This is a genomic window from Amycolatopsis sp. cmx-4-83 (genome assembly GCF_046548815.1).
Taxonomy (GTDB): Bacteria; Actinomycetota; Actinomycetes; order Mycobacteriales; family Pseudonocardiaceae; genus Amycolatopsis; species Amycolatopsis pretoriensis_A.
On record NZ_JAEBEF010000003.1, the window covers coordinates 388,547 to 413,019 of the forward strand.

The window sequence follows — 24,473 nt, forward strand, 5'->3', positions numbered from 1 at the left end:
CCGGTCGGCACCGCTGTTTCCGGCTCGATCGGCCGTGCGGTCGGGGTACAGCCTCGGCCCGCGTCAGCTCTGGTGCTCGGGGTCGGGCTCCACCGGGCGGGGTACCGCCCGGCGTGACCGAACCGCCGGGCTCCAGGCCGGGCACCTCGTGGGGCCCGGGCCGGGCGCGGTCACGGGTTCGCCGCCGGGGAGTCGATCGCGGGTGTGGCGGGCCTCGTGGTCTCCTGTTCTTCGGGCGGGTTCGGCCAGCGGCCGTGGACGCGTTCGCGGGCCGGGACAGGCCGGAGCACCGTCCCCGATGTCGGCCGCCGCCGCTCGCGGGTCAGGACGGCGAGTTGCAGCAGGGGGCCGGCCAGCCGGTCGTAGAGCCGGGGCAGGAGCCGGAAGCCGGTGATGATCAGGGGGTTGCCGGGACCGATCGGCACGGACACGTGCCGCCGGGGCCGGTCGGCCAGGCGCGTGATCGCCGCGGCCACCCGTTCCGGGGCGAGGACCGGCCGCGGCGGCCGCGTGGCGTGTCCGGTGTAGTTGGCCGCCTGGTAGTAGATGGGGGTGTTGATGCTGCCGGGGCTGACGATGCAGACCGACACCCCGGGCTCGTCGCGGGTCTCCTGCTGCAGGGTGCGCAGCAGAGCGCGCTGTCCCCATTTCGACACGGCGTAGGCGCCCATGCGGGGAACGGTGACCGAGCCCAGCAGCGAGTTGACGCCGATGAACGTGCCGGCGTGCTGGGCGCGCATGACCGGGAGCACCGCGCGGGCCAGGTGAAGGGTGCCGTGCACAGCGGTGTCGACGACAGTGGTGAACACGTCCGCCGGCATCTCCTCGGCGCTGCCGTAGCCCATCACCGCGGCGGTGTGCACGACGATGTCCAGCCGGCCGTGGAGCTCGAGCGTCCGGGCCACTATCCGGTCGGCGGCGGCGGGATCCCCGATGTCCCCGGCCTGGGTGTCGATCACGTCGGTTCCGGCGCGGCGGCACGCTGTCTCGGCGGCGCTGAGCGCTTCGGGACTGCGCGACACCAGGACGAGCTTGTCGCCGCGGGTGGCGAACGCGAGCGCGGCAGCGAGTCCGATCCCGCTGGTGGCGCCGACGATCAGCACTACCCGCGGTGGACGCGGGTTCAGGCGACTGCGCATGGTTCTCCGTCCAGGATCCGGCCGAGGGGAGTGCCGGGATCGGCGGTGGGCCGGTCGAGCAGGGTCGCGGCGGTGAAGGCGGCGGCCAGGTGGTCGAAAGTCCGGTGACGGCGCAGCATCGCGTGGTCGCCGTCGCGAACCTGGATGACGCCGACGCGCGCGGTGCGGGTGAGGCGGTGGGCAGCGGCGAAGGCCCGGTCCGGGTGGGCGACGCGATCCGCAGTGCCGTGGACGATCAGAACCCGGTTGCCCGCGGCATCGACGTCGCCATCTTGGGGATGGACCCAGGGCGCCAACGCGACGACGCTGCGGACGTCGTCTTCGCCGGCACTCAGGATCGCCGCGCGGCCGCCGAGCGAATGGCCGATGAGGCCGACCGGGGTCCGGGGTGGTAGCTGGGCACGAAGCTGGGTAAGCGCCCAGCGGACGTCGTCGAGCGGGGTGTGCGTGCGCTCCCAGCCGCGAGCGGAGTTCAGCAGCCGCCACACGGCGAGCCGCCCGCGGCCGGCACGGGCGACTCGGTGGGCGATGGGAATCATGCGCAGCACCGACAGCTGAGCAGGGCTGACCGGCCGGGCGCCACCGCGACCGCCGTGCAGCACGAGCACCGCACCGTCCGCGGAGCGCGGGACGCGGCTTGGGATCAGCCGTGCCGTGGTGGGCAACGGAGCACCTCCGGGGCCGGTCGGGTGGAGAACGGTCGGCCGCCGTGCGGGCGCGGAGTCGTGGGCTCCGCGCCCGCACGCATCGCGGCCGACGCACCTGAAGTGGCTCAGGCACGCGGCGAGAACTGATGTCGGCTCGGCACGATCGGACTGATGTCCGATCGGACGAGCTGGTTTCTCCAGTTACCCCGTTGAAGCGATGGCAAACCGATGCGTTCGATGGATTCGCGAGGACTGCGAAGGCCTTGGCCAGGAGTGATCACCCGGTCAGACGATGCAACATCGATTCAACCTTTCCGGCGATGGTGGGCCTTCACTCGCGTCGAGGCCTGGGGGCCCTGTGTTCGGGTCACGAGGCCGGGGCTTCGGCCCGCGCTGGTGGCCCAGGTGCGCGGCCGGTCCAGACTAGAGCTCGCCGCGACCTCCCTTCGCGGGTGTCCGTTGTTCAGCCGGCGCCGCCCACCCGCACGTCGTCAACGCGAATGCCCGGACGTGCTCCGCTGTTCCCTCCGAAGAGCCGGTGCCCCACCGCTCCGGCGAGAGCGAAGCGGTGATGTCGGCGAATCACCGATCGGGTGGTCACTGAGGGCGGCGGAGACGCGAGCCACGTTTCGGGCCGGCAACCGCCGAGTGATCAAGATCTGTCAGGGGCGTGACGGGAACGGCGCGACCCGAAGCGTCTCCAGTTCGCCGGCCGACGAGCTGCAGCTGGACGAGCCCGGCCGCGAGGCATAGCGCCAGCGGCAGTCAGCGCCCCGGCGCGGGGCGTCAGCGGACGCACATTCGCGATCGCATCGGGTTCGACGTGAACTGTGCTGCTTTGGGCGAGCCTCGGTCAGGGCCCATCCTCGGCGCATCAAGAGGATTCCGTTACGCGCGACGAAGGGAAGGAGAGAAATTCAAGGGATCTCCTGGCGACATCGGCACTTACGGCAGCCATGTTCGTCGCCGATCGCCCGAAGTGTGCGCCGATGCGACGGTGGAGATCGACTTGGTGTGCGGTCGTCGTACCGTCAGGCACCCGGTTGCCTGTACCAGCGCGCGGGTGCGGACGGTGGACACGGGCGGAGCGCATCGGAGGCATCCCGCAACCGTTGACGACGAGCCCGCACTCCGCGCCCCGACGTTGCCTCGGCCTCGCACGAACCGAAGCTGGGCTCGGTGGCCGTTATGCGCTCTCTTCAGCGCCAAGGACTTGCCTGCCCAGCGCGGCGAGGTCGCGTTCGGCGTGGTGCTGGCGGACGTAGACCTCGAGGTCGGCTATCCGCTGGGCGAACCGGCGATCGCGGCACAGCGGGCCGGCCCCGGTCAGCCGGGGTGCGTGGTCGAGGACCTGGTGCACCGCGTGCTCCACCGCGGCTCGGCAGGTGAACGCGACGTGCCACGGATCGGTGGCTGTTTCGATCGTGCCTGCGGCGTGCAGGAGCAGCGCTTCGGCCGAGCGGATCGCGGTGTGGATCGCGCCGAGGTGGGCCAGCTGGTGGTCGTCGGCACGGCCGGTGTCACGCAGGTGCGCCAGGATCGTGTCGGCGATCGCGGCTGCGCCGCCGAGCCAGACGGCAGCGACGCCGGCGCTGCCGAGCGCGAAGCCGGGACGTCCGAGGTACCAGTCGGGGGGCCCGATGAGGGCGTCGGCGGCGACGAGGATGCCGTCGAAGACGACGTCGCCGCTGTCGGATGCGTCCATCCCGACGGCTTGCCACGTGTCGGGGTGTCGCTGCACGCCGGGATCGGTGAGGTCGACCTCGACGAGCCGGTCGCCCGCGGCCACCAGTGCGCGGTCCAGCAGCGACAGTCCGGAGCAGAACCGTACGGTGCCGCTGAGCCTGCCGTCCTCGAGGACCGCGCCGGTGCCGGCCGACTTCGCCGCCCAGACGCCGTAGAGCGCGCCGGGCACTGGCGCCCGGCCGGCTTCGCCGAGGATCGTGACGGCGTCGGCGTGGCCCTCGGCCAGCCGTGCCAGCGTCAGGTCGATCCGCCCGAGCGCGGCCAGCGCGGCCCACCGGCCGGCGAGCCCCCCGGTTCCGGGCTGCGGCAGTTCGAGCGCGCCGGCTGCCTGCAGCGTGCGGAGGTCGGCGCCGATGGAGGAGGTGGATCGCGGCAACGGCAGTGGTTTCGGGGTCAGGTCTTCCAAAAGACCGTGGGTGGGTCTTTCTTCCCAAGTGATCACGCGGTGGTGGGTACCCGGTGCGTCGCCGCCTCATGCGCGATTCGCCGGCTCAGCCGTCGTCGTAGCGCGTCGACGCTGATGGCCGATCCGCGTCTCAGAGCTTCCCGCTGACGCCCGGGAGCGAGCCCATCCTCAGCCGGGCGGGGCGGGTGAGGTCACGCTCCGGGTCGATCCACGTGCGTCCCACCGCCCAGGTGAGTGCGCCGACGGCGAACCCGTAGCCCGAGACGAGGCCGTGGCCATTGTCTTGGAGGAACCACAGCGCCAGGCCGAGGACGACGACGGCGGCCGCGGTCAGCCGTTCCTTCGCGACGCGAGTGCGCACCAGGAGCGGGGCGGCGAGGGTCGCGCCGAGGAAGTAGGTCGCGCCGGAGCTGCCTGCGAAGTTGCGGGGGTCGACCGGGCCGGCGGCGAGGCCGAGCAGCGCGTCGATGTGCTGCGGCAGCAGGATGCCCGCCAGGAAGAGAATGAGTGTCAGCGGGCGGCCCCAGAACCATTCGGCGAGCGCGGCGATGAGAGCGAGGGTCGCGATGTTCCACGCGGCCCCGCCCACTCCGCCGTTCTGCATGAACACCGAGGTCAGCACCCGCCACCACCCCGGCCTCGCCGGGTCGCTGTCGAGGGCGTCCATCGCGCCGGGCCAGCACAGCTGGAGCACGACACCGGCCACGGCCAGCGCGGTCAGGCTGATCGCGAGCCAGGGCAGCCGGCGGCGCGGGATGGTGTCCCGGTTGACCAGCGCCAGGCCTGCCGCAGCGATCAGGATGAGCAGCAGCGCCGTGGTGAGGTTGAAGATGATCGCGTCCATGACAAGCCCCAGTTTGAACAGTGTTTGAATCAGTCGAGACCGAAGCCTAGCGTGGCGTGCACCGGAGTCAAACAGTGTTTGAACCACGGTAGGCTTTCATGATGAAGCTCACCACGGCTCGGATCGTGGAGGCGAGCATGGCGGTCTTCCACGACGTCGGCTACGCGGGCCTGTCGATGCGTCGGGTGGCCGACCGGCTCGGGGTGCACGCCGGCAGCCTCTACTACCACGTCCGTGACAAGAACGCCTTGCTGTGCCTCATGGCTGACCGCGTTGCCCAGCACGCCTACGACGAAGGCACCACGGCGCTGGAGGCGCTGCCGGCCGAGGCGGCGTGGGCGGATCGGATCGTCGCACAGGCGCACGCGCTGCGCCGGGCGCTGCTGCGTCACCCCGGTGGCGCCGTGCTGCTGGCGGGCAGTCCGCGCACGCTCAGCCCTGCCGCGCTGGGGTTGATGGAACGGCTGTTGCGTACTCTGAGCGAGGCAGGTGTTCCCGTGTCGCATCGCGGGGTCGCGGCGGACACGGTGTTGAGCCACGTCACCGGTTTCGTGCTGCAGGAGCAGGCCCAGCCGGCCACGTCGGACGTGCGGGCGGTGGATGTCGCGGAACTGGCGGAGCGGTTCCCCATGACCTTCGCCGAAGCCGGAGCCGGCGATCAGGACGAGAAGTTCACCGACGCCATCCGGCTCTTGTGTGCCGCTGTCAAGACCGTTGTCGTGGACTGAGTGACCCGGCCGGATTACCAAGACACGGCTACGTCTTCCGTGCGGCCTGGCGACCTTCGGGCGGCAGTGGCCGGGACGAAGGCGGTCATGGCGGCGCGAGGCCGGATCGAGCCGATGCTCGCGACACCGGGCGCGCCGGCTCGCGGTGGGCCTGGTGATCGCCATTCTCGATGGGCTCCTGGTCGCCATACTCGCGCTCGGCGACCCGGGCGCGGTAGAACAACGCTTGAAGGCTGGTGTTCCATTGCTGCTTGAGCCGGCCGAGCCGGCACCGATCCGCGTTCGCGGGCAGCTCGCCCACGGCGTGATCGGGCTGCTCGGCGCACAACCGCTCAGCCGGAGCGTCCGGCTCGCCGTCGACGACCTCAGCCGCGACGGCGACCAGGTTCTGCGGCGCCTCGGCGAGCCGCCGTCACCGGTCGCGGAACTGCTGCTGGCCTGGATCTCCGGGCGCGACAACATGAACTCCGCCACCAACCCGAACTCCCGCTGGCTGTTTCCCGGCCGCCGCGCCGGACAACCGGTGCACCCCCGGTCGCTCGACTCGGCGTTCTCGCTCACCATGCCTGCACCCGTGGTCGCCGACGCCTTCGGCTACCACCCGGTCACCACCACCGAAATCGCCACCCAAGCCGGACCACCCGGAACCGCTGCGCCCCAGGCGATCACGATGGGAACGCGTTGTCGACGCCGTGGTGATAGTGGCTCGCAACCGTCGACGTGATGCGATGCCCATCGGCCTGTCGCCGATGTCCGCCGCGCTGCTCGGAGGCGGCCCCGGCCATCCCCCGGGAAGTGCACCACCCCAACGGGCCCGGCCCAGCGGCAGCAACGACTCGATGGGCTCACTGAACACGTATGCCGCTTCGCCAAAGCGATTCAGGTGTGCGTGAACCGCACGACGGCCTTCGCTCCCTCGAGCGCGACCACCTCGAACGATCGCTTGTCGATGCTGGACGCCCCACCCTGGTTCGGGTCTGCCCCGCGGCCATCCCGGATGGCGAAACGGACTGGAAGTCGACGCCGGCGGGCGGGACCGCGGTGATGTCCAGCGAACTCATCCCGAGCCCCTTGGCGAGGCGGATGGTCACCGGCCCGGTCACCAGGATTTCGCAGTCGCCGTCAGCGCAGGCGCGGAGGTTGGTTCCGTCCGCCGCCACGGGGAACGGATGGGGCGCCGCACTGGTCGTGGGGAAGGCGCTACTCGATGCCGCGCTCGCGCTGGTACTCGCCGCCTCCCGCAGGTGCTCCTCGAACTCCCGCGACCGGCGGTCCCGTTCCGGGTCGGGGTGGTCCCGGTTGAACCTCTCCCGACCCCGGTCGGGTTCGGCGTCTCGGCTGCCGCCTGGCCGGTGAGCACCGGGCGGTCGCACGGCCGAACACCTGCAGCATGATAGGTGCTTGCGGCCGTGGCTCGGTAATCGCGGCACCGACGGAGTCCGGACGGTCGAGCCTCACCATCCGCGCACTGCGCGGCGTCTGCATCTGGATCGAGCAAGAATCCGGACAGCGGCCCCGCGCGTTCGCCCTCCGGACGATCAGCTTTGGGGACGCTTGAAGACCTCGGTGGGCAGCCCCAGGTTCTCGACGATCCGCTCGGCCGCGTCCCCGAGCCGGGCGAAGTCGGCGCCCAGTGGCTCGATCACCAGGCGGCGGATGTTCGCCACGTGCGACGGGGACGCCGTCGCCAGGTGGGCGCGGCCCGCGTCGGTCAGGGTCGCCGTTGTGAAGCGGCGGCCTTGGCCGGTGCACACCTTCCTGGTCACCCACCCGCGGTCCTCCAGCCGGGCCACCGCGTGGGAGATCCGCGGCAGCGAGCCGTTGGCCATCTCCGCGATCTCGCTCATCCGCAGGCTTCTGCCCGGCACGACCGACAGCCGCGCCAAGATCATGTAGCCCAGCAGGGTCAGGTCGGCGTCCCGCAGCAGCTGGCTTTCCAGCGCTCCTGGCAGCGTGAGCAGCACCTTTGCGACGTTCACCCACGCGTGCCGCTCGTCGTCGCCGAGCCGGGCGAACGGTTCCACTGCTTCTTGCTCGTGCACGCTTGACTTTAACACGCAACTCAACCTACGTTGGGTTTAACACGCAACCCAAGGAGGAGTGATGTCGAGCACCGCCGCCCTGTCTCCCAGCACAGCTCTCCGCCTGGGGGTCGCCGTCGTGGCGGCCGCCGCCGTCAACACCGTCATCGCACTCGCCGCGTCCGCCCTCGACGACGGCGGCACCGGGATGGGCCTCAACCCCGCGGCCTACCTGCCCGCGACGGTGCTCGGCGTGCTCATCGGCGCGGCCGGCTGGGGCCTGATCGCCCGCCGAAGCCCGCGGGCGCTGCGGGTCGTGGTGCCCGTCGTGCTGGTCCTGACGTGGATCCCGGACGTGCTCCAGCTGACCGCGGGCGCGACCGCCGCCAACGTCGTCGGGCTGATGCTGATGCACCTGGCGGTCACCGGCGCGGTCGTCCTGGCCCTCCGCCCGACCCTGCGAGTGCCGGCCGTGCCGGCGCCGGCACCCCACTTGGGCTGACGTCGGGACGGCCTCCGCCCCGTCGTGCCGGGGACCGGTCCCCGGCACCCTCCAGGACCATCGCGTTGAACCATGACTACGCGAGGGGACCGCGGTGGCCGAAAAGATGCGCTGGGGCCGGTGGCGGGCACGGGGGCCCGCCGCGCTGGTCGCGGCCGGGGGTGTCGTGGTCGTCGTCCTGGCCGTGACCGGGGCCGGGACCCCCGGCGCCGGCCTTTCGTTCTCCCCGGCCGGCCACTGGGTCGCCAACCCGGCGCTGGGCGTGGTCGTGCACGTCAACGGCGCCGGCCGGTCGATCGACGCCCGGGCCGCGGTGCCCGGCCTGACCCCGGGATCGCCGGTGGCGCAAGGGGATTCCAGCGCCTACGTGGTGGGACCGTCCCGGATCACCGAGTTCGGCAAGTCCGATCTCGCGGTGGCCGGCGGTGTTCCGGCGCCGGTGTCCGGGGAACGGCCCGTCGTGTTCGAAGTGGACGGTGGTCCGTACCTGGTCTACCGGGACGCGGGCACCATCGTGCGGCTCGGGCCCGCGATGACCGTCGTCCCGGCCGGTGGCCCGCTCGGCGAGCCGGTCGCCGCGCGGGGCGGCCGAGTCTGGGTGCAGCGCCCCGGCGACGGTGCGATCTGCGACCTGGACAAGGACGCGGACCGGCTCGCCTGCCCGGCCGTCGCGCCCGGCGGGCACGCCGGCGGCCTCACCCTGCTGGGCGAACAGCCGGTTTACGTCGACACCACCGCGCGCACCTTCAGCCCGGTCGGCCCGGCCGGCCTGGAACCCGCCACCGGGCTCGGGGTCGACGTTTCGCCGTCGACCCGCGTCGCCGGGGCGGACGCCGCGGGTCGCATCGCGCTCTACGACCCGGCGAACAGCCTCCTGCACCTGATCGACACCGCCGGCCCGCACCGCGGCCGGCCGCCGGTGACCGTGCCCGTACCGCCCGGCGACTACGCCAGCCCGGCCACCACCGGCGACGCCGTCGCGCTGCTCGACCGGCGGAGCCACACCCTGCGCACCTACGGCGCGGACGGCCGCGGGCTCGCCGTCCGGCCGCTGCCGCCCGAACCGGGTGACACGCGCATCAGCCGTGGCGAGGACGACCGGCTCTACCTCGACGGCGACAGCGGCGAGCACGTCGTCGTGGTCGACCCGGACGGCTCGGTCGGCGATGTCCGCGTCGGCACCGATCCGGTGCCCGGCAAGCCGGTCACGCCGCCGCCGGTGCCGCCGGCCGACCCGCCGCCGTCGCGCGCTCCGAAGCCACCGGTCACCCGGACCGAGCCGTCGAAGGCGCCCGCACCGCCGTCGACACCGAAGAGCCCGGTCGCGCCACCCGCCACCGCCCAGCCGGCGACGCCGCCCGGTGTCCCACCCGGGCTTCGCGCGACGGTTTCCGGTTCCGGAGCGCGCGTCCAGTGGTCCGCCGCCACGGCCAACGGCGCCGCCGTGACCGCCTACCACGTGACGTGGTCCCGCGCGGACGGCTCGGGTGCCGGTTCGCTCGACACGGCCGGGGCCGCGCGCACCGCCACCATCCCGGCGCTCACCGCAGGCGCCGTCTACACCGTGCGCGTGGCGGCGGAGAACAGCGCGGGCCGCGGGGCCGCCGCGTCGGCCACCGTCAGCCGGGCGGCCCCGACGCCGGCGATCGCCTTGTCGCAAGGGGCGCGCCCGACGGGGGAGTACCACGACTGCGAGCAGCCGGACGACACGCCGAGCTGCGGGTGGATGCACATCAGGCTGACCGGTTTCGCGCCGGACACGACGTACCACCTGACACCGCACTCCAGCGATCCCGGCTACTCGAACGACGGCGCCGACGTGCGTACCGACGCGACCGGCGCCGTGACCGCCGACAAGTTCTTCTACTACGGCGTGGGCAACCGCGTCTGGGTCACCGCCGGTTCCGTCAAGTCCACCACGATCACCTGGAAAGCAGTCTCGTGAGCACTTCCGCAGCCGAGATCTACCGCGCACTGGCCGAAAACATCGGCCGGGTCGTGCGCGGGAAGCCCGACATCGTGCGCCTCACCGTCGCCGCGCTCTTCGCCGAAGGCCACCTCCTGCTGGAAGACGTCCCCGGCGTCGGCAAAACGACGCTCGCGCAGTGCCTGGCGCGCAGCATCGGCGGCTCGTGGCACCGCATCCAGTTCACCCCCGACCTGCTCCCCGGTGACATCACCGGCGTGACGGTCTACCGCCGGCGGGACGAGGACTTCGTCTTCCACCCGGGCGGGGTCTTCGCGAACGTCGTGGTGGCCGACGAAATCAACCGCGGCACGCCGAAGACACAGTCGGCTCTGCTCGAGGTGATGGCCGAGCAGCGCGTCACCGTCGACGCGGTCGGGCACGAGGTGCCGCGGCCGTTCCTGGTCGTGGCCACCCAGAACCCGATCGAGCTGGCCGGGACCTACCGGCTGCCCGAGGCGCAGCTCGACCGCTTCCTGATGCGGCTGACCGTCGGCTACCCGGACCTCGCGGCCGAAGTCCTCGTGATCATGAGCGCCACCGCCGGCGTGGGCCCGGCCGACCTGCCCGCGGTCGTGGACCTGGCGGACGTGACCGCGGCGATCGCCGAAGTCCGCGCGGTGCACGTGGACCGCGGGATCTGCGAGTACGCCGCCCGCCTGGCCGTGGCGACCCGCGAGCACCCGGGTGTCCGGTTCGGCGCGAGCCCGCGCGGCAGCATCGCGCTCGTCCGCGCGGCGCAGGGCTTCGCCGCCACCGCCGGGCGCGCGTACGTCACGCCGGACGACGTCAAGGACGTCGCGGTGCCGGTGCTCGCCCACCGGCTCGTCCTCACCGCCGAAGCCGAGCTCGGCGGCCGGGCGGACACCGACGTCGTGCGGGACGTGCTGGAGTCGGTCCCGGCGCCCGGCCCGCTGACCGCCGCGCGGTGACCGCGCGCGGGTGGGCTGTGCTGCTCGTGTCCCTCCTCGCCTTCGGCGCCGGGGAGTGGTTCGGGTTCGCCTTGGTGCGCGCGCTCGGGGCCGCGGGCCTGGGTACGGTGCTCGCCGCCGCGATCCTGACCTCCCGGCGGGTACGCGTCGAGGTGACCCGCTCGGTGCACCCGGAGCGAGTCACCCGCGGCGAACCGGCGCTCGCCCGGCTGACCGCGACGTCCCGGGGCCGGCGGCAGCCGGGATTCTTCGCCACCGACCGCGCGGGCCGTTTCACGCGGACGGTCCGGATCCCGCCGTCGCTGCCCGAGGTGAGCCGGACGCTGAGCTACGAGCTGCCGACCTCGGTCCGCGGCCGGCAGGAAGTCGGCCCGCTGCGGCTGCACCGGGGCGACCCGCTGGGCCTCGTGCGCACGGGGCTGCCGGCCGGCGACACGGCGACGCTGTGGGTGCACCCGCGCCGGTACCGGGCCAAGGCACCCGCCGCCGGGTACCCCCGTCACCACCACGAGGGCGTGGTTTCGGACCGGACGCTGCGCGGCTCGGCCGAGCTGCTCGAGGTCCGCCCGTACCAGCCGGGCGACGAAGTCCGTTACCTGCATTGGAAAGCGACGGCGCGAACCGGGCAGCTGATGGTCCGCGACTGCGCCGACCCCGAGCAGCCGCGATTCACGCTGCTGCTCGACACGCGGCGTGGCGTGTTCTCGCCGGAGGTGTTCGAGGAGGCCGTGGATCTCGCGGCTTCGCTGCTGGTCGCGGCCGGGCGGCACGTCCGGCTCGTCACCACGGGCGGGCTCGACCGCGCGTTCGCCGGTGGTGCCGAGTCGGTGCGGGGCCTCTTGGACGAGCTGAGCGAGATCCGGCAGACGACGGCGGAGGTGGGGCCGGTGCCGGTGCCGTTGGTGCGCGAGGCCGGCGCGGGTGGGTGCCTGGCGGTCGTGACGGCGGCCGCGGATCCGCGGGCGTTGGGGGGTTTGCGGTCGCGGTTCGGGTCGGTGTTCGTGCTCGAGCTCGCAGCGGGTGCGGGGAGCCGGCCGCTGCCGGGGTTGCTCGTGCTGCGTGCGGGGTCGGCGGCCGAGGCGGTCGCGCGGTGGAACGAGGTCGCGTGAGCGTCCGCGCCACCGACGGGGTGGCTCACCCGAACGGCACGAGCTCTCGCTCGGGCAGCCGCGGTCCCGTGCACGCCGTGCTTGCCGCGTCCGCCGTCGCCGGGCTGCAGTTCTGGCCCGTCTTCGGGCTGCCCGAACTCCTCCTGCCCGTCCTCGTGCCGGCCGTCGTGATGGCGTTCGTGGCCGAGGCGTGCCGACGGCGGCTGCATACCTGGCAAGGCGTCCTGCTCGCCGTCGCGGGGCTGCTCGCCGTGACCGAAACGCTGCTCTTCCCGACCACCCTGGCCGGGCTGCCCACCGGCGAGACCGTCCGGGCGCTCGCCGCCGGGGTGACCGGGTCGTGGCGGGAAACCTTGCGCTCGACCTGGCCGGCCCGTGCCGAACCGTCGTCGCTGCTGTTCGTTCCGCTGCTCGTGGTGCTCGCCGGCACCTTCGGCGTCGAGCTGGTCACCCGGCTGCGCCGCCCGCTGGTCGCGTTCGTGCCGAGCGCCGCCGTCGTCGTGGTGAGCCAGCTGTTCTCCGCGGCCTCCGGCGGGTTCGCGCTCCTCGGGGCACTCGCCTACGGCGGCTGCGTGGCGGCCTCGCTGGTGCCGGCCGGCCGGAACGCCGTCGCGGCCGTTCCGCTCGGCGCCGTCGCGCTGGCCGCCGCGGCGCTGGCCGGATTCCTGCCGTCGGTGCCCGCGCCCTCGCTGCAGGACCGGCGCCCGGCCGTGGTCGGCGCCCGGACCGGCAGCCCGCTCGACGACATCGCCGCGCGGCTGGCCCGGCCCGCCGAACCGGTCTTCGACGTGCGGGGACCGGCGGCCGCGGACCGGTGGCCACTGGCCGTCCTCGACGACTTCGACGGCGTCGAATGGCGCTCCGGCGACGACTACCGCGTCCTCGGCCGGGAGCTGGCGCCACCCGCGCGGATCACCGTGCCCGTGCGCCGCGAGACCGCGACGATCTCCCTGCGCGCCGGCCAGGGCCCGTGGCTGCCCGGTCAGTCCGCTCCGGCGGCGGTCTCGGGAACGGTGCCGCTCGTGGCAGAACACCAGGGCTCGCTGCTGTCCGCGAACCCCGGGACGGCCGTGGACTACACGCTCAGCTGGTGGGTCCCGGACGCCGCCGCGGCGAGCGCCGCCCTCGACCCGGCCGCTCCCGGCGGACTCGGCGGGATCGGCGCAATCCCGCCCGGGATCACCGAGCTGGCCGCCGGCGCGGTGCACGGCCTGCGCCCGACGCTGGAGAGCGCGCTCGTGCTCGAGCGGTTCTTCCGCGAGAACTACCGCCGCGCAACCGGTCCGGCGCTGCCGACCGGGCACGGCTGGCCGCAGCTGCGGGATTTCCTCCTGGACAGCAAGCGCGGCACGAGCGAACAGTTCGCCACGGCCTACGTCGTGCTCGCTCGCAGCGTCGGCATCCCGGCCCGGGTCGTCGTGGGTTACCGGGCACCGTCCGGCGGCGGTCACACGGTTCGCAACGGCGACGTGCTGGCCTGGCCGGAGGTCGCCGTGACCGGCCTCGGCTGGCTGCCGCTGGATCCCGAAGGCAGCGTGGCCGGGAGCGCGACGGGGACGACGTCGGTGCTTGTCGCGAAGGCACGGGTCTCGCTGGCGCCGTCGGAGGAGGTGCGGGACCCACCGGTCGCGCCGCCGGGTGGTACCGCCGTCGGCGCCGGTGGCTCGACAGCGGACTTTCCCTACGGGACAACGCTGATCGTGCTCGGCGGGGTGCTGGTCGTCGTGCTCGCGGGGATACCGGTGGCGAAGGGCTTGCGGGCGCGACGACGCCGGCGACGGCCCGGTGCCGCGAGCGTGCTGGGCGCGTACGAAGAAGTCCGCGACCGGTTGCGCGACCGCCGGATCCCGGTCAGTGCCGGGATGACCGTGCGGGACTACGCCGGCCTGGTGCCGGACCCGGCGCCGCTGCATGTTCTCGCGTCTCTTGTGGACAGTGCACTGTGGTCGGCCGGGCCGGTCGGCGACGAGCCGGTGGCGGCGTGGCACGCGGTCGCCGGTGTCCGCGCCGGGCTCGGTGGCGGGATGGCCGTGAAGGTTCGCGCGGCGGTCGACCCGCGCACGTTGTTCAGCCGCGGCTGATCACCGCGTGCAGGTCGCCCCGCGGATCGGGCGCGACGCGCTCTGGATCGTGCGGACGCCGTCCGTGGCCTGGACGAGGAAGCAGTAGCGGATGCCCGGTGTCACCGGCTCGCGCAGTGTCCTCGCCTGGCCGGCGAACCGGGTTGAGGGCGGGGCACCCTCGCCCGCGACGATCACGGCGAACCGCAGGTGCGCGCCGTCCGCGTGCCAGGTGAGCTCGACGGTGCTGCCCCGGTCCACCGGTTCGTCCAGGACGAGCACCGGGGTGGGCGAGGAGGTCGGGGCCGGTGGCGGCTCGGCCGGGACGACCGGTGCGGGGTCTTCCCGGAGCAGCACTACGGCGACCACCACGACCACGGCGATCAGCACCGGCGCGGCGACGAGCAGCCCGAGGCGCCGCGAGGACTTCGACGAAGACGGCGGCCCGGCGACGGCGACCAGGGACCGCTCGGACTGTGCTGCGGCGGCGTGCGAGCCGAGGCGTGCGGCCTCGCCCGCGGAGGACTCCGGGTGGGGTAGCGGCGCCTCGCGTGCGGCGGACTCCGGCGCGGGCCATCCGGCGGCGGCCTCCGATCCGGCGGACGGCGGACCGTCCACAGCGGACTCCGGCTCCGGCTGTGCAGCCGCGGCCACGGCAGCCAGCCGGTCCGCGACGTAGGCGGCGTCGATCGGCCGGCCCGCCGGAGCACCCGCCAGCAACGCCCCGACCAGGTCGAGCAATTCGGGAGCGACATCAGGCCGCGCGATCGGCGGCACCGGCTCATCGAGAATCCGCAGGACGTACGCGGCGGGATCCCCGGACGGCGCCCCGTGCGGGGCCTGCCCCGTGAGCGCGAAGTGGAGCAGCGCCCCCAAGCCGTACAGATCGGTCCGCTCGTCGACGATCGCGTCCCGCAGGTTCTCCGGCGCGCGGAACCCGGGCTCGGCGCCGTCTCCACCGAATGCCTCGCGCAGCACCGTTCCCGCGTCGGTCAGCATGGGCTCGCCCTCGGGGCCGAACAGGACGTTGCCCGGGCTCACCCCGCCGTGCACGACTCCGGCGCCGTGCACCGCCGCCAGCGCCACCGCGACCGCCTCACCGAGGGCCACCGCGTCCGGGCCGTCGAGCGGCCCGGCGCTCGCGACCAGTTCGGCCAGCGACTGCGTGCAGAGCACCATCCGGACCGCGACCCGCCCGTCGGGCAGTGCATCGACGGCGTCGGCGACGAGCAGGGGCACCTGCTCGGCCAGCGGCCGCAGCCGGGCCAGCTCGCGATCCAGTTCGCCGCGCACGCGACGCGGCAGCGGCCCCGGGAAAACCTTGAGCGCGAAGGCACTCCGGCCGTCCTCGGCGACGCCGGCGAGCACCGTCGCCGTCGGGCCGTCACCGAGGGGGACGAGGTCGTCGAGCGGGAAGTCGAACGTCATCGCGGCGGTGGTCCCTGTCTGGTCGCTGGTTCGCTTCCCAGTCTGGCACCCCGGGCTCAGTCCGGGAGTACCAGCTCGAAGATCGCGCCGCCCTCCTGCGCGTTGTAGACCCGCAGTTCACCGCCGTGGGCCAGGGCGACCCACCGGACGATCGACAGGCCAAGACCGCTCGAGGAGCCTTCGCCGGTGAACTCGTCGAACGCCGCCTGCGCGTGCGCGGCGTCGACCCCGGGCCCGTGGTCGGCGACCGTGATGCGGCCCCCGGCGACCGTGATGTGCACGATCGCCCGCGTGCCGGGCTCATGGCCGTAACGCAGCGCGTTGTCGACCAAGTTCGCCACCGCGCGCTGCACGAGCACCGGGTCGGCGTCGACCTCCGTCGGCGCGGCCGTCAGGGTGACCTGGGCGTCGCCCGGCGGGGTTTCCCGGACCACCGTGGCGACGAGCTCGTCGAGCCGGATCCGCTGCGGCGACAACTGGTCCGCCCCCGCGGAGAGGCGCGCGCGGACCAGCAGGCCGTCGATGATCTCGCCCATCCGCCCGGCCAGCCGCACGGTGCGCGGCAGCAGTTCCTCGCTGCGCGCCGGGTTCCGCACCGCGGTCTCGGCCAGGGCTCGCAACGCCGCCACCGGGGTGCGCAGGTCGTGCGCGGTCTCGGCGATCAGGAGCTCCTGCCGCCGCAGGGCGCCGGCGGCCGGGCGCAGGGCCCGCCCGGCCACGACGTACCCGGCCGCGGCGGCGGCCGCGGCGAGGACCACGCAGCCGGCGACGAGGACCAGCGTGCGCCGGTCGTGCCCGGTTTCCGCGGGAGCGGCGTCGGCCGCGGCGACGACCGCACCGGCGAAGCGGCCACCCGGTTCGCGGAACGGCTGGGCCCACAGCCGCACCGGGCCCTGGTCGCCGTCGATCGTGGCGCTGAGCTGCGTGCCCGTCGCGGTGGCCTGCCGCGCCAGCGCCGTCAGCACCGGGTCGCCGACCGCGACGCACGTCCGCGTCGACCGGAACGGCGTGAAGCCGCCGTCGGCGGCCGGCAGCACCGCGAACTGGGGGCAGTCGCCGCTCAGCGGGTCGCGCGCCGCGTCGACCGTCACGGTCGCGTTGTCGTAGTGCACCAGCCGCGTCACCGTCGAGGTGACCCGCTGCAGCTGCGCGTCGAGTTCGAGGTCGCGCGCCCGGCCGTCGTCGCGGACCAGGAGCCAGCAGAGCAGGATCAGGCCGACGGCGTTGAAGCCGGTGAACACCCCGGCCAGCAGCCATCGCGCCCGGCCGAAGCGATCCGGCGAAGCGGCGCTCATCCGGGCAGCCCGACGCGGTAGCCGCGGCCGCGGACGGCGTGCACCAGCTCCGGCGGCCCGAGCTTGCGCCGGATCCGGCGGACCACGACGTCGACGACGTTCGACATCGGGTCGGTGCTCACGTCCCAGCAGTGCTCGATCAGGTCGGTGCGGCTGACCGCGGTGCCGGCCCGCGCCATCAGGAACTCCAGCACCGAGAACTCGCGCGCGCCCAGCGCCAGCGGCGCGCCGCCCCGGCTGGCCTCGTGCCGGACGGTGTCGAGCGTGAGGTCGCCTACGCGCAGCACGGGGGGCCGCGGAGCGGGGCGACGGCACAGCACCGCGACCCGCGCGCACAACTCGGCCACGGAGAACGGCTTGCCGAGGTAGTCGTCGGCGCCGTGCTCGAACCCGGCCACCCGGTCGGCGACGTCCGCGCGCCCGGTCAGGAAGAGCACCGGCACCGTCCACCCCGCTTCGCGCCGCTGCCGGACGAACCCGATCGAGTCGCCGTCGGGCAGCATCCGGTCGAACACCACACACGCGTAGGCACGCTCGCCGAGCGCCGCCGCCGCGGCGGCCACGTCCGGGGCCTCGTCGACGGTGAACCCGTTCTCGCACAGGTCGGTGCCGACAGCCGCGCGCAGGTCGTCGTCGTCCTCCACCACCAGCACCCGCGTCATCCGCTGATCATGTCATCAAAACGTCATGGAGGACGGCGAAAGGTCGCCACCGGGTGGCCGCGAGGGCGGCGGGGACAGGAGGAACCGTGCTCTTCCAGGTGCTGGGGCCGGTGGCGGCCCGCGACGGGGACGGCCGGGCGATCGAGCTCGGCCCGGGCAAGCCCGTGCTCGTCCTGGCGGGCCTGCTGCTGCGCGCGGGCGACTGGGTGCCGGTGGACGAGCTGATCGACACGACCTGGGCCGGCCGCCGCCCGCCGCCGTCGGCGGAGGCCAACCTCAAGACCTACATCTGGCGCCTGCGCCGGGTATTGCCGGCCGACGGCCCGGAAAGCCGCATCGAACACCGGCCCGGCGCCTACCGGATCCGCGTCGCTGCCGCGGAACTGGACGCCCGGCTCGCCGCGGACCTGGCCGCGGCTGCCGAGGACGCGCTTGCGGCGGGCGACGCCGCGGAAGCCGCCGTCCTGGCCGAGCGGGGACTCGCGCTGTGGCGGGGCCGGCCGTACGAGGGCGTGTCCGGGACGTCCGTGGCCACCGCCCACCTGGACGACCTTCGCCGGCACCTGAGGGAAACGCTCGCCCGGACCCGGCTCGCCGCCGACCGGCCCGCCGACGCGGTGGCCTCCCTCCGCACGCTCACGGCCGAGGACCCGCTGCGGGAAACCACCTGGGCCCTGCTCGTCGACGCGCTCGTGGCGGCCGGACGGCGCGGGGAAGCGCTGGCGGCCTTCAGCACCGCGCGCCGCGTGCTCACCGTGGAGCTCGGCATCGACCCGGGTCCGGCGCTGCTCGCGGCGCACGAGCGGGCACTGGCCGGACCACCGCCGCCGATCCCGTTCGGGGCGCGCCGCGAGCTGCCCCGGGCCGTATATGGTTTCGCCGGCCGAGAGGCCGAGCTGGCGGACCTCGGCGAGGTGGTGTCCGCGCCCGTGCGCGTCGCGGTGGTCGAAGGGATGCCGCGGATCGGCAAGTCCGCGCTCGTGGTGCACCTGGCCCACCGGCTGGCCGAGGAGTTCCCGGACGGCCAGTTCCACGTCGACCTCCGGCACGGTGCCGCGACCCCGGCCGAGGTGCTGGATCGGCTGTTGCGGGCGACCGGCGTCGCGGAAGTACCCGCCGGCACCGGGGAACGCGCCGCGCTGTGGCGCTCGCGCGTCGCTCGCCGGCGGATCCTGCTCGTGCTCGACGACGCCGCGGACGAGGAGCAGGTCGCCCCGCTGCTGCCCGCCGGGGACACCGCGCTGACCCTGATCACGACGCGGACCGGCGACTGGCACGTACCCGGGGCCCGCCGCCTGCGGCTGGGCCCGTTGCCCGCCGCGGCCTCCGAAGAACTGCTGCGCGCCGCCGACGGACACGGCCGGCTCGACGCCGAGCCCGAGGCGCTCCGGGCGTTGCTCGAGCTGTGTGCCGGGCTGCCCGCGCTGGTGCGCGCGGCCGCCGACCGGCTGGCCGTGCGTCCCCTGTGGTCGCTCGCGGACGTCGTCGCGTGGCTGGACGGCGAACTCGGCCGGGGCGGCGGGTGCGTGACGGCCCTGGCGGCGAGCGTGCGGCGCCGAGCGGCCGCGGAACGGAAAGTGCTCGCGCTCGGCGACGCCGACCCCCAGCGCGTCTCGCGCCGCCTGCGGATCCGGCCGCTCGACGCCCGGCGGCTGCTGGAACGGCTCGTCGACGCCAACCTCGCCGGCGCGCCCGTGGCGGGGCACTACACGGTGCACCCCGTGCTGCGGCGGCTGGCGGGCGGACCACCGGACCGTCGTGGCGCGTGCGTCGCGTGAGCACGGTTACGGTGTCCCGGTGCGGGTGCTGGTGATCGAGGACGACGACGACATCCGGGTCGCCGTCGAGTTCGCGTTGCGCGACGCCGGTTTCGCGGTCGACGCGGCGGCCGGTCTCGCCGAAGGGGACGAGCTGCTCTTCGTCAACTCCTACGACTGCGCCGTGTTCGACCGGAAGCTCGCGGACGGCGACTCGCTGCCGTTCGTGCGCGAGCTCCGGACCCGCGGCTGGGCCGTGCCGGTGCTGTTCCTGACCGGGCACGACAGCGTCGCCGATCGCGTCGCCGGGCTGGCCCACGGCGACGACCACCTCGGGAAACCGTTCGCCGTCGCGGAGCTGATCGCCCGCGTGCGCACCCTGTGCCGGCGTGGCACCCCGGAAGCCGAGCCGTCCCTGCGCCACGGTGATCTGGAGCTGGATCCCGGCCGGCACGAGGTGCGCCGCGCCGGCCGGCTGATTCCGCTGACGGCCCGGGAATTCGCGGTGCTGCGGCGGCTGCTGGCCGCCGGGGGCGCGGTGGTGTCCCGGCGCGAGCTGCTGGCCGCCGGCTGGGACGACCTCGTCGCGCCGTCGTCCAATGTGGTCGACGTCGTGATCGCGCGGCTGCGCCGGAAACTGGGCCCGCCGCCGGTGCTGCACACCCACCGCGGCGCCGGGTTCCGGCTCGGCGACGCCTGATATACCCGCGCTGTATCCGGTTTGGACGGACCCGGGCGAGCATCTGGTGCACAGCAACGGCTCGATCACCGGGAGCAGAAGATGAGCAAAGCCAACAGGATCGGCCGCGTCGCGGTCTACGGCGTCGCGGGACTGGCCACCGCGGCGATCGGGGCGACGGCGGCCAACGCGTTCGTCGGGGACAGTGCCCCGGCGGCCGCGCCGGCGCCGGCCGCGCAGCCCGCCGCCGCACCCGCGGCGAAGACCGCGCCCGCAGCCAAGACCGCGCCCGCGCCCGTGGCGAAACCCGCGCCGGCCAAGCACGTGCCGGCCCCGAAGGCGGTTGCTCCGGCGAAGGTGGCCACGCCGGTCAACAAGGCGGCGCCCGCGAAGAAGGTCCGGGTGGCCCCGGCCGCGGTGCACCGGACGTCGGTTACGCCCCGCCGCGTCGCGAAGCCGGTCGCGGCCCAGGCGACGACGCCGGAGCGGAAGCGGTTCGTGGTCCGCGCGGCGGCGGTCCCGGCCGCGAGCAAGGTGCTGGCGCACGCCGAACAGCGCATCACCGCGGCCGAGCAGGAGCTGACGAAGGTCAAGCAGGACCTGGCGAAGCTGCGCGAAGGCCTGCTCAAGCCGGACACGCACCGGAAGCACGACGCGTCGTCGAAGAACACCTCCGGGCACGAGCACCACAGGCAGGCGGTCCGGCCGGTGCGGGACGTCGGCCCGTGCAAGTCGGTGCGGACGGTGAAACAGGGGTCCGGCGTTTCCAGTTCGTCGGCGGCCGTGGTGTGCGGCAGCGGCTCGGTCCAGGTGGGCTGACGCGTGGGTGTCAGCGTCGCCGAGCGGCCCACCTTGTCGCTGCACAGCGCGCGGGCCCGGCTCGGGCTGTACCGGCGGGCGCCGCGGTACATCGTCGTGCCGGAGCACGTCTGGCTCGGGCAGCCGGCGTTCCCGGAGGTCGACGAGGAGCGGGCCGAAGCCGGCCCGGTGGAGGAGTACTACTACCGGCACCCGGAACGGCCGCCGCTCAGCCAGGCGACGGCGACCACGCTCGGCGGGGTCACGGCGGCGGTCGTGGCGGGGCTGGCCCCGGGGATGTTGATCGCGGGCCCGGCCGGGCTGGTGGCGGGGGTCGCGGCCGGGCTGTTCGGCGGCCTGATGGGCCGCGAACTGGCCGGCGAACTGCACGAACGCCGACACGGCGAATGACGTTGGGGAGACGAAGCATGGACGAAGAGAAGAACGCACTGCCGCGCGCGGTGCTGTACACGTTGTCGGGCGGGTTCGTGACGATGGCGTTCGGCCTCCTCGGCGCGGGAGCCGCCCAGGCGATGCCGCTGGCGGGCGACCCACCCGCCGGACTGGGGACGCTGAAGGCCGCGGCGCCACCGAAGCCGGCGGCGCCCGCGAACAGCGCGAGCAAACAGCGGGCGGCGGCGTCCGAGCGGAAGCAGAACGTCGATCCGGCCGGGAACAAGGTGACCGCGAACACGGACCGCGAGTGGAAGCAGGTCGCGGCGCAGGGGAGGGAGGCGGAGGAGCGGGGTAAGCGGCAGCGGGCGGCGGCGTCGGAGCGGAAGCAGAACGTCGATCCCGCGGGCAACAAGGTGACCGCGAACACCGATCGCGAGTGGAAGCAGGTCGCGGCGCAGGGGCGAGCCGATCAGGAGCGGGAAGCGGAGGAGCGGGGTAAGCGGCAGCGGGCGGCGGCGTCGGAGCGCAAGCAGAACGTCGATCCCGCGGGCAACAAGGTGACCGCGAACACCGACCGCGAGTGGAAGCAAGTCGCGAAGCAGTCGGAGCGGGACCTCGCCGCCGCGCAGGTGCGGGCCGAGGGGGACGGCGGCAAGCAGGCCGCGCAGCGCCGGAAGGTCAACACCGATGCCTACGGCAACCCCGTTCGGGGCACCGAGGAACAGGTGTGGCTGGCCCAGCAGGACAACGACCGCGTGACGCGCGCCGCCGAGGCCGCCGCCGCGCCCCGGTACGGCAGGGGGAACGATCCCCTCGTCATGGACCTGCACGGCCGCCAGCGGGCTTCGGCGCGCAAGATGCTCGATACCGACCTGCGCGGCGTCAACCCGCCGAAGACCTTCAAGGCCACCATCCAAGGCGGGGCCGCGAGCAAGGGCGGCGGCTTTTCCAGCACCGACAGCTACACCGTGGACGACTGGACGCGGGTCGTCGACCGGAACGGCACCGGGACCTCGCTCGGGGTCGACCAGAACGGCAACATCGTCGCCGTCACCAACGGCGAGCTGTCGCCCGAGCTCCGCAAGAAGATCAGCGACAGCTGGAGCGTCAGCGAGGGCACGGCGGCGAACCACCAGAACGTCACCGTCTTCCGCCCCAAGGGCACCCTGCAGGGGAGCATCGAAGACCTGGCGAAGCAGTACGCCGACGTCAGCCGGAACGGCGACTTCCACCCCGGCGAGCTGCCCGACGCGATCGCCGGCACCGGCGCGGTCGTCGTCGATGGCACCATCGGGCTCGGCCAGGGCACGCTCTACAAGTCCGGCAAGCAGTGCTTCGAAACCGGCCAGTGCGGTGACGCCGCCGTCGAGGGGCTCGCCGACGCCGCCGCGGTCCTTCCCGTCGGCAAGGCGGTGGGTGCCGTCGGCCGGGGTGTCGCGGACCTGGGTCGCGCCGCCACCCCGGTGGTCCGCCAGGTGGTGCCCGAGGCCGTCCGGAACCTCTCGTGGACCACCCGCGCCCGGATCGCCGACGCGCCGGTCGTCTCCCGCGTACTGGGCGCTCCCGCGGCCGCGCGCGCCGCGGTCTCCCGGCTGCCGGACAAACTGGCGAAGGCGGCCGAGAAGCTGCCGGAGGGCTCCGCGAAGGGCAAGGCACTCACCGCCGCCGGCGCGGTTCCCCGGGTCGTGACGGCCGTGGGACAGGGCTTCGACGCGGCGATGAAGGTGCCGAACGTCCGGTACGCCGTCTACCACCACACCGCGGGCAACGCCGTCGACGAGGCCGGACGCGTCGGCGACTGCGTCCGGGGACAGGGCTGCGGACCCGCCGTCGCCGGAGCGGGCCTGCTCGCCTTCGACGCCGTGCGCGGGCGGGGCGTCACCGATCTCTACGAGCACGGGCCGGGATGCGCCGAAGGGCACGGCGACGACTGCGCCGGAGCCGCGCTGGACGCGCTGCCCGCCGGGCGTGCCGGCCGCCGCGTGCTCCGGGCGAACGAGGACGCCCGGCGCTTCCTCGACGACCCCCAGGTGGTCAAGGTGCTCGACGCCCACGCCGCGTCGGGCGAGACGGCTCGGAAAACCGTCGCTTTCATCCGTCGCGAGCTGCCTCGCCAGCCGCAGGTGGCCCGGATGCTCCGGGGCGACCTCGGCGATCCCGTGGTCCCGGGCGGCCGGGTGGACGTGACGGCGCGGAGCATGCGCGAGAACCCGGACACGCTGGCGAGCTTCCTCAAGACACCCAAGGCCACCACCATCCTGCGGTCGGCGGCGAGGGCGTCGCGCAGCCCCGGCGAGCCGCGTGACCTCGGCGAACCGATGCGCGTCGAGCCCACGGCCGCGCAGAAGGAACTCTCCGCGGAGGCGGCCCGGCGCGGCAAAGCCGGGGAGCGGGCCGGTCTCAACCGGCAGCGACCGTACCGGGGAGAGACGGACGACCGGGCTTACGCCGAGAAGTACTACAACGGGCAGCAGAAGGCGGCCGCCCGGGCCACCGGCGAGCTCCGGGACTTCGGCGAACGGCTGGCCGGTGAGCTCGGCGGCACCTTCAAGGGCCGCCCCGGACCGAAGAAGTTCCAGCGCTTTTACGACAAGGTGCGCGAGTACGACGGCGACGGCGCCAAGGTCGTCGACCTGGCGGCGGGCACCGTCTTCGTCGACCGGATCGAAGACGCCTACGCCGCCCTGCCGCGGATCCTCGCGCACGACGGGTTCCAGGTCGTCCGGTTCAAGGACCGGATCGCGAAGCCGCAGGAGTCGGGCTATCGGGACCTGCTGCTGAACGTGCGGATGCCGGACGGGCACGTCGCCGAGCTGAAGGTCCAGCTCAACGACGTCGAGCGGATCAGCGCCTGGGAGCACCCGATGTACGAAATCCGCCGCGACCTCGAAACCCGCGCCGACGCCGAGGGCGCCGCCGGACGGCCGCGCCCGTACACCGCCGACGAACGGGCCCTGATCGAGAACGCGCTGCTCAGGTCCCGCAGCCTGTACGACCCGGCCACCCGGCGGGGGCTCGGGTAGGGAGACCGCCGCTTCCCCGGGGCCCTTCCCCGGGGAAGCGGCGGCGCTCGTCCCGGGCCGTCCTCTCCGCACGCAGTTCGACAGCGCACCCGGAACCGGCTTCACCACCGCGGTCGCCGTCGGCGTGCTCATCTACCTGCTGCTGCTCCCGCCAGCGCCGGCACCGCGCACTCGGGCTCGGTGAACTACGGCGCGTCCTACCAGGACACCACTGCGGTGATCCGCTCCTCCGGCTCTGCGGCCCGGCGCAGGGTGCCGCTGTCCCCGGCCACGCGCCCCATGCTCGGCGCATGCAGCTGGAGGGTGCGCAGGCCGTCACGGCGCGGAACAGGATC

Annotated in this window: 20 protein-coding genes; 12 read left to right on the top strand and 8 right to left on the bottom strand. The window is 74.0% G+C overall.

Going from position 1 to position 24,473, the window contains the following annotated elements:
• Positions 1-170: 170 nt before the first annotated feature.
• From ACLJQM_RS11325 to ACLJQM_RS11340, 4 genes are all read right to left on the bottom strand, one after another.
• Positions 171-1,139: an SDR family NAD(P)-dependent oxidoreductase gene (locus tag ACLJQM_RS11325; protein ID WP_410631118.1), complete on the bottom strand. Its 969-nt coding sequence runs from the start codon at positions 1,137-1,139 to the stop codon at positions 171-173.
• A complete protein-coding gene (locus ACLJQM_RS11330) occupies positions 1,124-1,747 on the bottom strand; it encodes an alpha/beta hydrolase (RefSeq protein WP_410631119.1) in 624 nt (207 codons plus the stop codon). The genes ACLJQM_RS11325 and ACLJQM_RS11330 overlap by 16 nt, the downstream gene beginning before the upstream one ends.
• 1,225 nt (positions 1,748-2,972) lie before the next feature.
• Entirely contained in the window at positions 2,973-3,974 is a 1,002-nt protein-coding gene (locus tag ACLJQM_RS11335; protein ID WP_410631120.1) for an acyl-CoA dehydrogenase, read from the bottom strand.
• Between the two features lie 94 nt (positions 3,975-4,068).
• Positions 4,069-4,782 (bottom strand): hypothetical protein, encoded by a 714-nt coding sequence (locus ACLJQM_RS11340; protein ID WP_410631121.1) that lies wholly within the window; start codon positions 4,780-4,782, stop codon positions 4,069-4,071.
• Between the two features lie 101 nt (positions 4,783-4,883).
• Between ACLJQM_RS11340 and ACLJQM_RS11345 the strand changes: the two genes are divergently transcribed.
• The gene (locus tag ACLJQM_RS11345) at positions 4,884-5,510 is read left to right on the top strand and encodes a TetR/AcrR family transcriptional regulator (protein ID WP_410631123.1); all 627 of its coding nucleotides are present in this window, start codon (positions 4,884-4,886) and stop codon (positions 5,508-5,510) included.
• 154 nt (positions 5,511-5,664) lie between these two features.
• Positions 5,665-6,234 (top strand): hypothetical protein, encoded by a 570-nt coding sequence (locus tag ACLJQM_RS11350; protein ID WP_410631125.1) that lies wholly within the window; start codon positions 5,665-5,667, stop codon positions 6,232-6,234.
• 814 nt (positions 6,235-7,048) lie between these two features.
• Here the strand turns inward: ACLJQM_RS11350 and ACLJQM_RS11355 are convergent.
• Complete coding sequence (locus ACLJQM_RS11355; RefSeq protein ID WP_410631126.1) at positions 7,049-7,567, bottom strand: MarR family winged helix-turn-helix transcriptional regulator; 519 nt, start codon at positions 7,565-7,567, stop codon at positions 7,049-7,051.
• Positions 7,568-7,613: 46 nt separating this feature from the next.
• Between ACLJQM_RS11355 and ACLJQM_RS11360 the strand changes: the two genes are divergently transcribed.
• The 5 genes from ACLJQM_RS11360 to ACLJQM_RS11380 all read left to right on the top strand — a co-directional run bounded on the left by ACLJQM_RS11360 (position 7,614) and on the right by ACLJQM_RS11380 (position 14,121).
• The gene (locus ACLJQM_RS11360) at positions 7,614-8,033 is read left to right on the top strand and encodes a DUF6069 family protein (RefSeq protein ID WP_410631127.1); all 420 of its coding nucleotides are present in this window, start codon (positions 7,614-7,616) and stop codon (positions 8,031-8,033) included.
• Between the two features lie 94 nt (positions 8,034-8,127).
• Positions 8,128-9,978, top strand: a complete 1,851-nt coding sequence (locus ACLJQM_RS11365) for a fibronectin type III domain-containing protein (protein ID WP_410631128.1) — start codon at positions 8,128-8,130, stop codon at positions 9,976-9,978.
• Complete coding sequence (locus ACLJQM_RS11370; RefSeq protein WP_410631129.1) at positions 9,975-10,931, top strand: AAA family ATPase; 957 nt, start codon at positions 9,975-9,977, stop codon at positions 10,929-10,931. Before ACLJQM_RS11365 ends, ACLJQM_RS11370 begins: the two co-directional genes overlap by 4 nt.
• Before the next feature lie 17 nt (positions 10,932-10,948).
• Positions 10,949-12,040 (top strand): DUF58 domain-containing protein, encoded by a 1,092-nt coding sequence (locus ACLJQM_RS11375; protein ID WP_410631130.1) that lies wholly within the window; start codon positions 10,949-10,951, stop codon positions 12,038-12,040.
• Entirely contained in the window at positions 12,037-14,121 is a 2,085-nt protein-coding gene (locus ACLJQM_RS11380; protein ID WP_410631131.1) for a transglutaminaseTgpA domain-containing protein, read from the top strand. The genes ACLJQM_RS11375 and ACLJQM_RS11380 overlap by 4 nt, the downstream gene beginning before the upstream one ends.
• On the opposite strand, the gene ACLJQM_RS11385 is transcribed toward ACLJQM_RS11380, so the two are convergent.
• Genes ACLJQM_RS11385 through ACLJQM_RS11395 form a run of 3 tightly spaced genes read right to left on the bottom strand, consistent with a single transcriptional unit; the run spans position 14,122 to position 17,485 of the window.
• The gene (locus ACLJQM_RS11385; RefSeq protein WP_410631132.1) at positions 14,122-15,528 is read right to left on the bottom strand and encodes a serine/threonine protein kinase; all 1,407 of its coding nucleotides are present in this window, start codon (positions 15,526-15,528) and stop codon (positions 14,122-14,124) included.
• Between the two features lie 56 nt (positions 15,529-15,584).
• Complete coding sequence (locus ACLJQM_RS11390; protein WP_410631133.1) at positions 15,585-16,823, bottom strand: sensor histidine kinase; 1,239 nt, start codon at positions 16,821-16,823, stop codon at positions 15,585-15,587.
• Positions 16,820-17,485, bottom strand: a complete 666-nt coding sequence (locus ACLJQM_RS11395) for a response regulator transcription factor (RefSeq protein WP_410631134.1) — start codon at positions 17,483-17,485, stop codon at positions 16,820-16,822. The genes ACLJQM_RS11390 and ACLJQM_RS11395 overlap by 4 nt, the downstream gene beginning before the upstream one ends.
• 86 nt (positions 17,486-17,571) lie before the next feature.
• Here ACLJQM_RS11395 and ACLJQM_RS11400 point away from each other — a divergent pair, with 86 nt between their 5' ends.
• The 5 genes from ACLJQM_RS11400 (at position 17,572) to ACLJQM_RS11420 (ending at position 24,138) form a co-directional block, all read left to right on the top strand.
• Positions 17,572-19,263 (top strand): BTAD domain-containing putative transcriptional regulator, encoded by a 1,692-nt coding sequence (locus ACLJQM_RS11400; RefSeq protein WP_410631135.1) that lies wholly within the window; start codon positions 17,572-17,574, stop codon positions 19,261-19,263.
• Between the two features lie 19 nt (positions 19,264-19,282).
• The gene (locus tag ACLJQM_RS11405) at positions 19,283-19,942 is read left to right on the top strand and encodes a response regulator transcription factor (RefSeq protein ID WP_410631136.1); all 660 of its coding nucleotides are present in this window, start codon (positions 19,283-19,285) and stop codon (positions 19,940-19,942) included.
• Between the two features lie 81 nt (positions 19,943-20,023).
• The gene (locus tag ACLJQM_RS11410) at positions 20,024-20,740 is read left to right on the top strand and encodes a hypothetical protein (RefSeq protein ID WP_410631137.1); all 717 of its coding nucleotides are present in this window, start codon (positions 20,024-20,026) and stop codon (positions 20,738-20,740) included.
• Between the two features lie 3 nt (positions 20,741-20,743).
• Positions 20,744-21,130 carry a hypothetical protein gene (locus ACLJQM_RS11415; protein ID WP_410631138.1) on the top strand — a complete coding sequence of 129 codons (387 nt, stop codon included), beginning with the start codon at positions 20,744-20,746 and terminating at the stop codon, positions 21,128-21,130.
• Between the two features lie 17 nt (positions 21,131-21,147).
• Positions 21,148-24,138 (top strand): hypothetical protein, encoded by a 2,991-nt coding sequence (locus tag ACLJQM_RS11420; protein ID WP_410631139.1) that lies wholly within the window; start codon positions 21,148-21,150, stop codon positions 24,136-24,138.
• Positions 24,139-24,473: the final 335 nt, after the last annotated feature.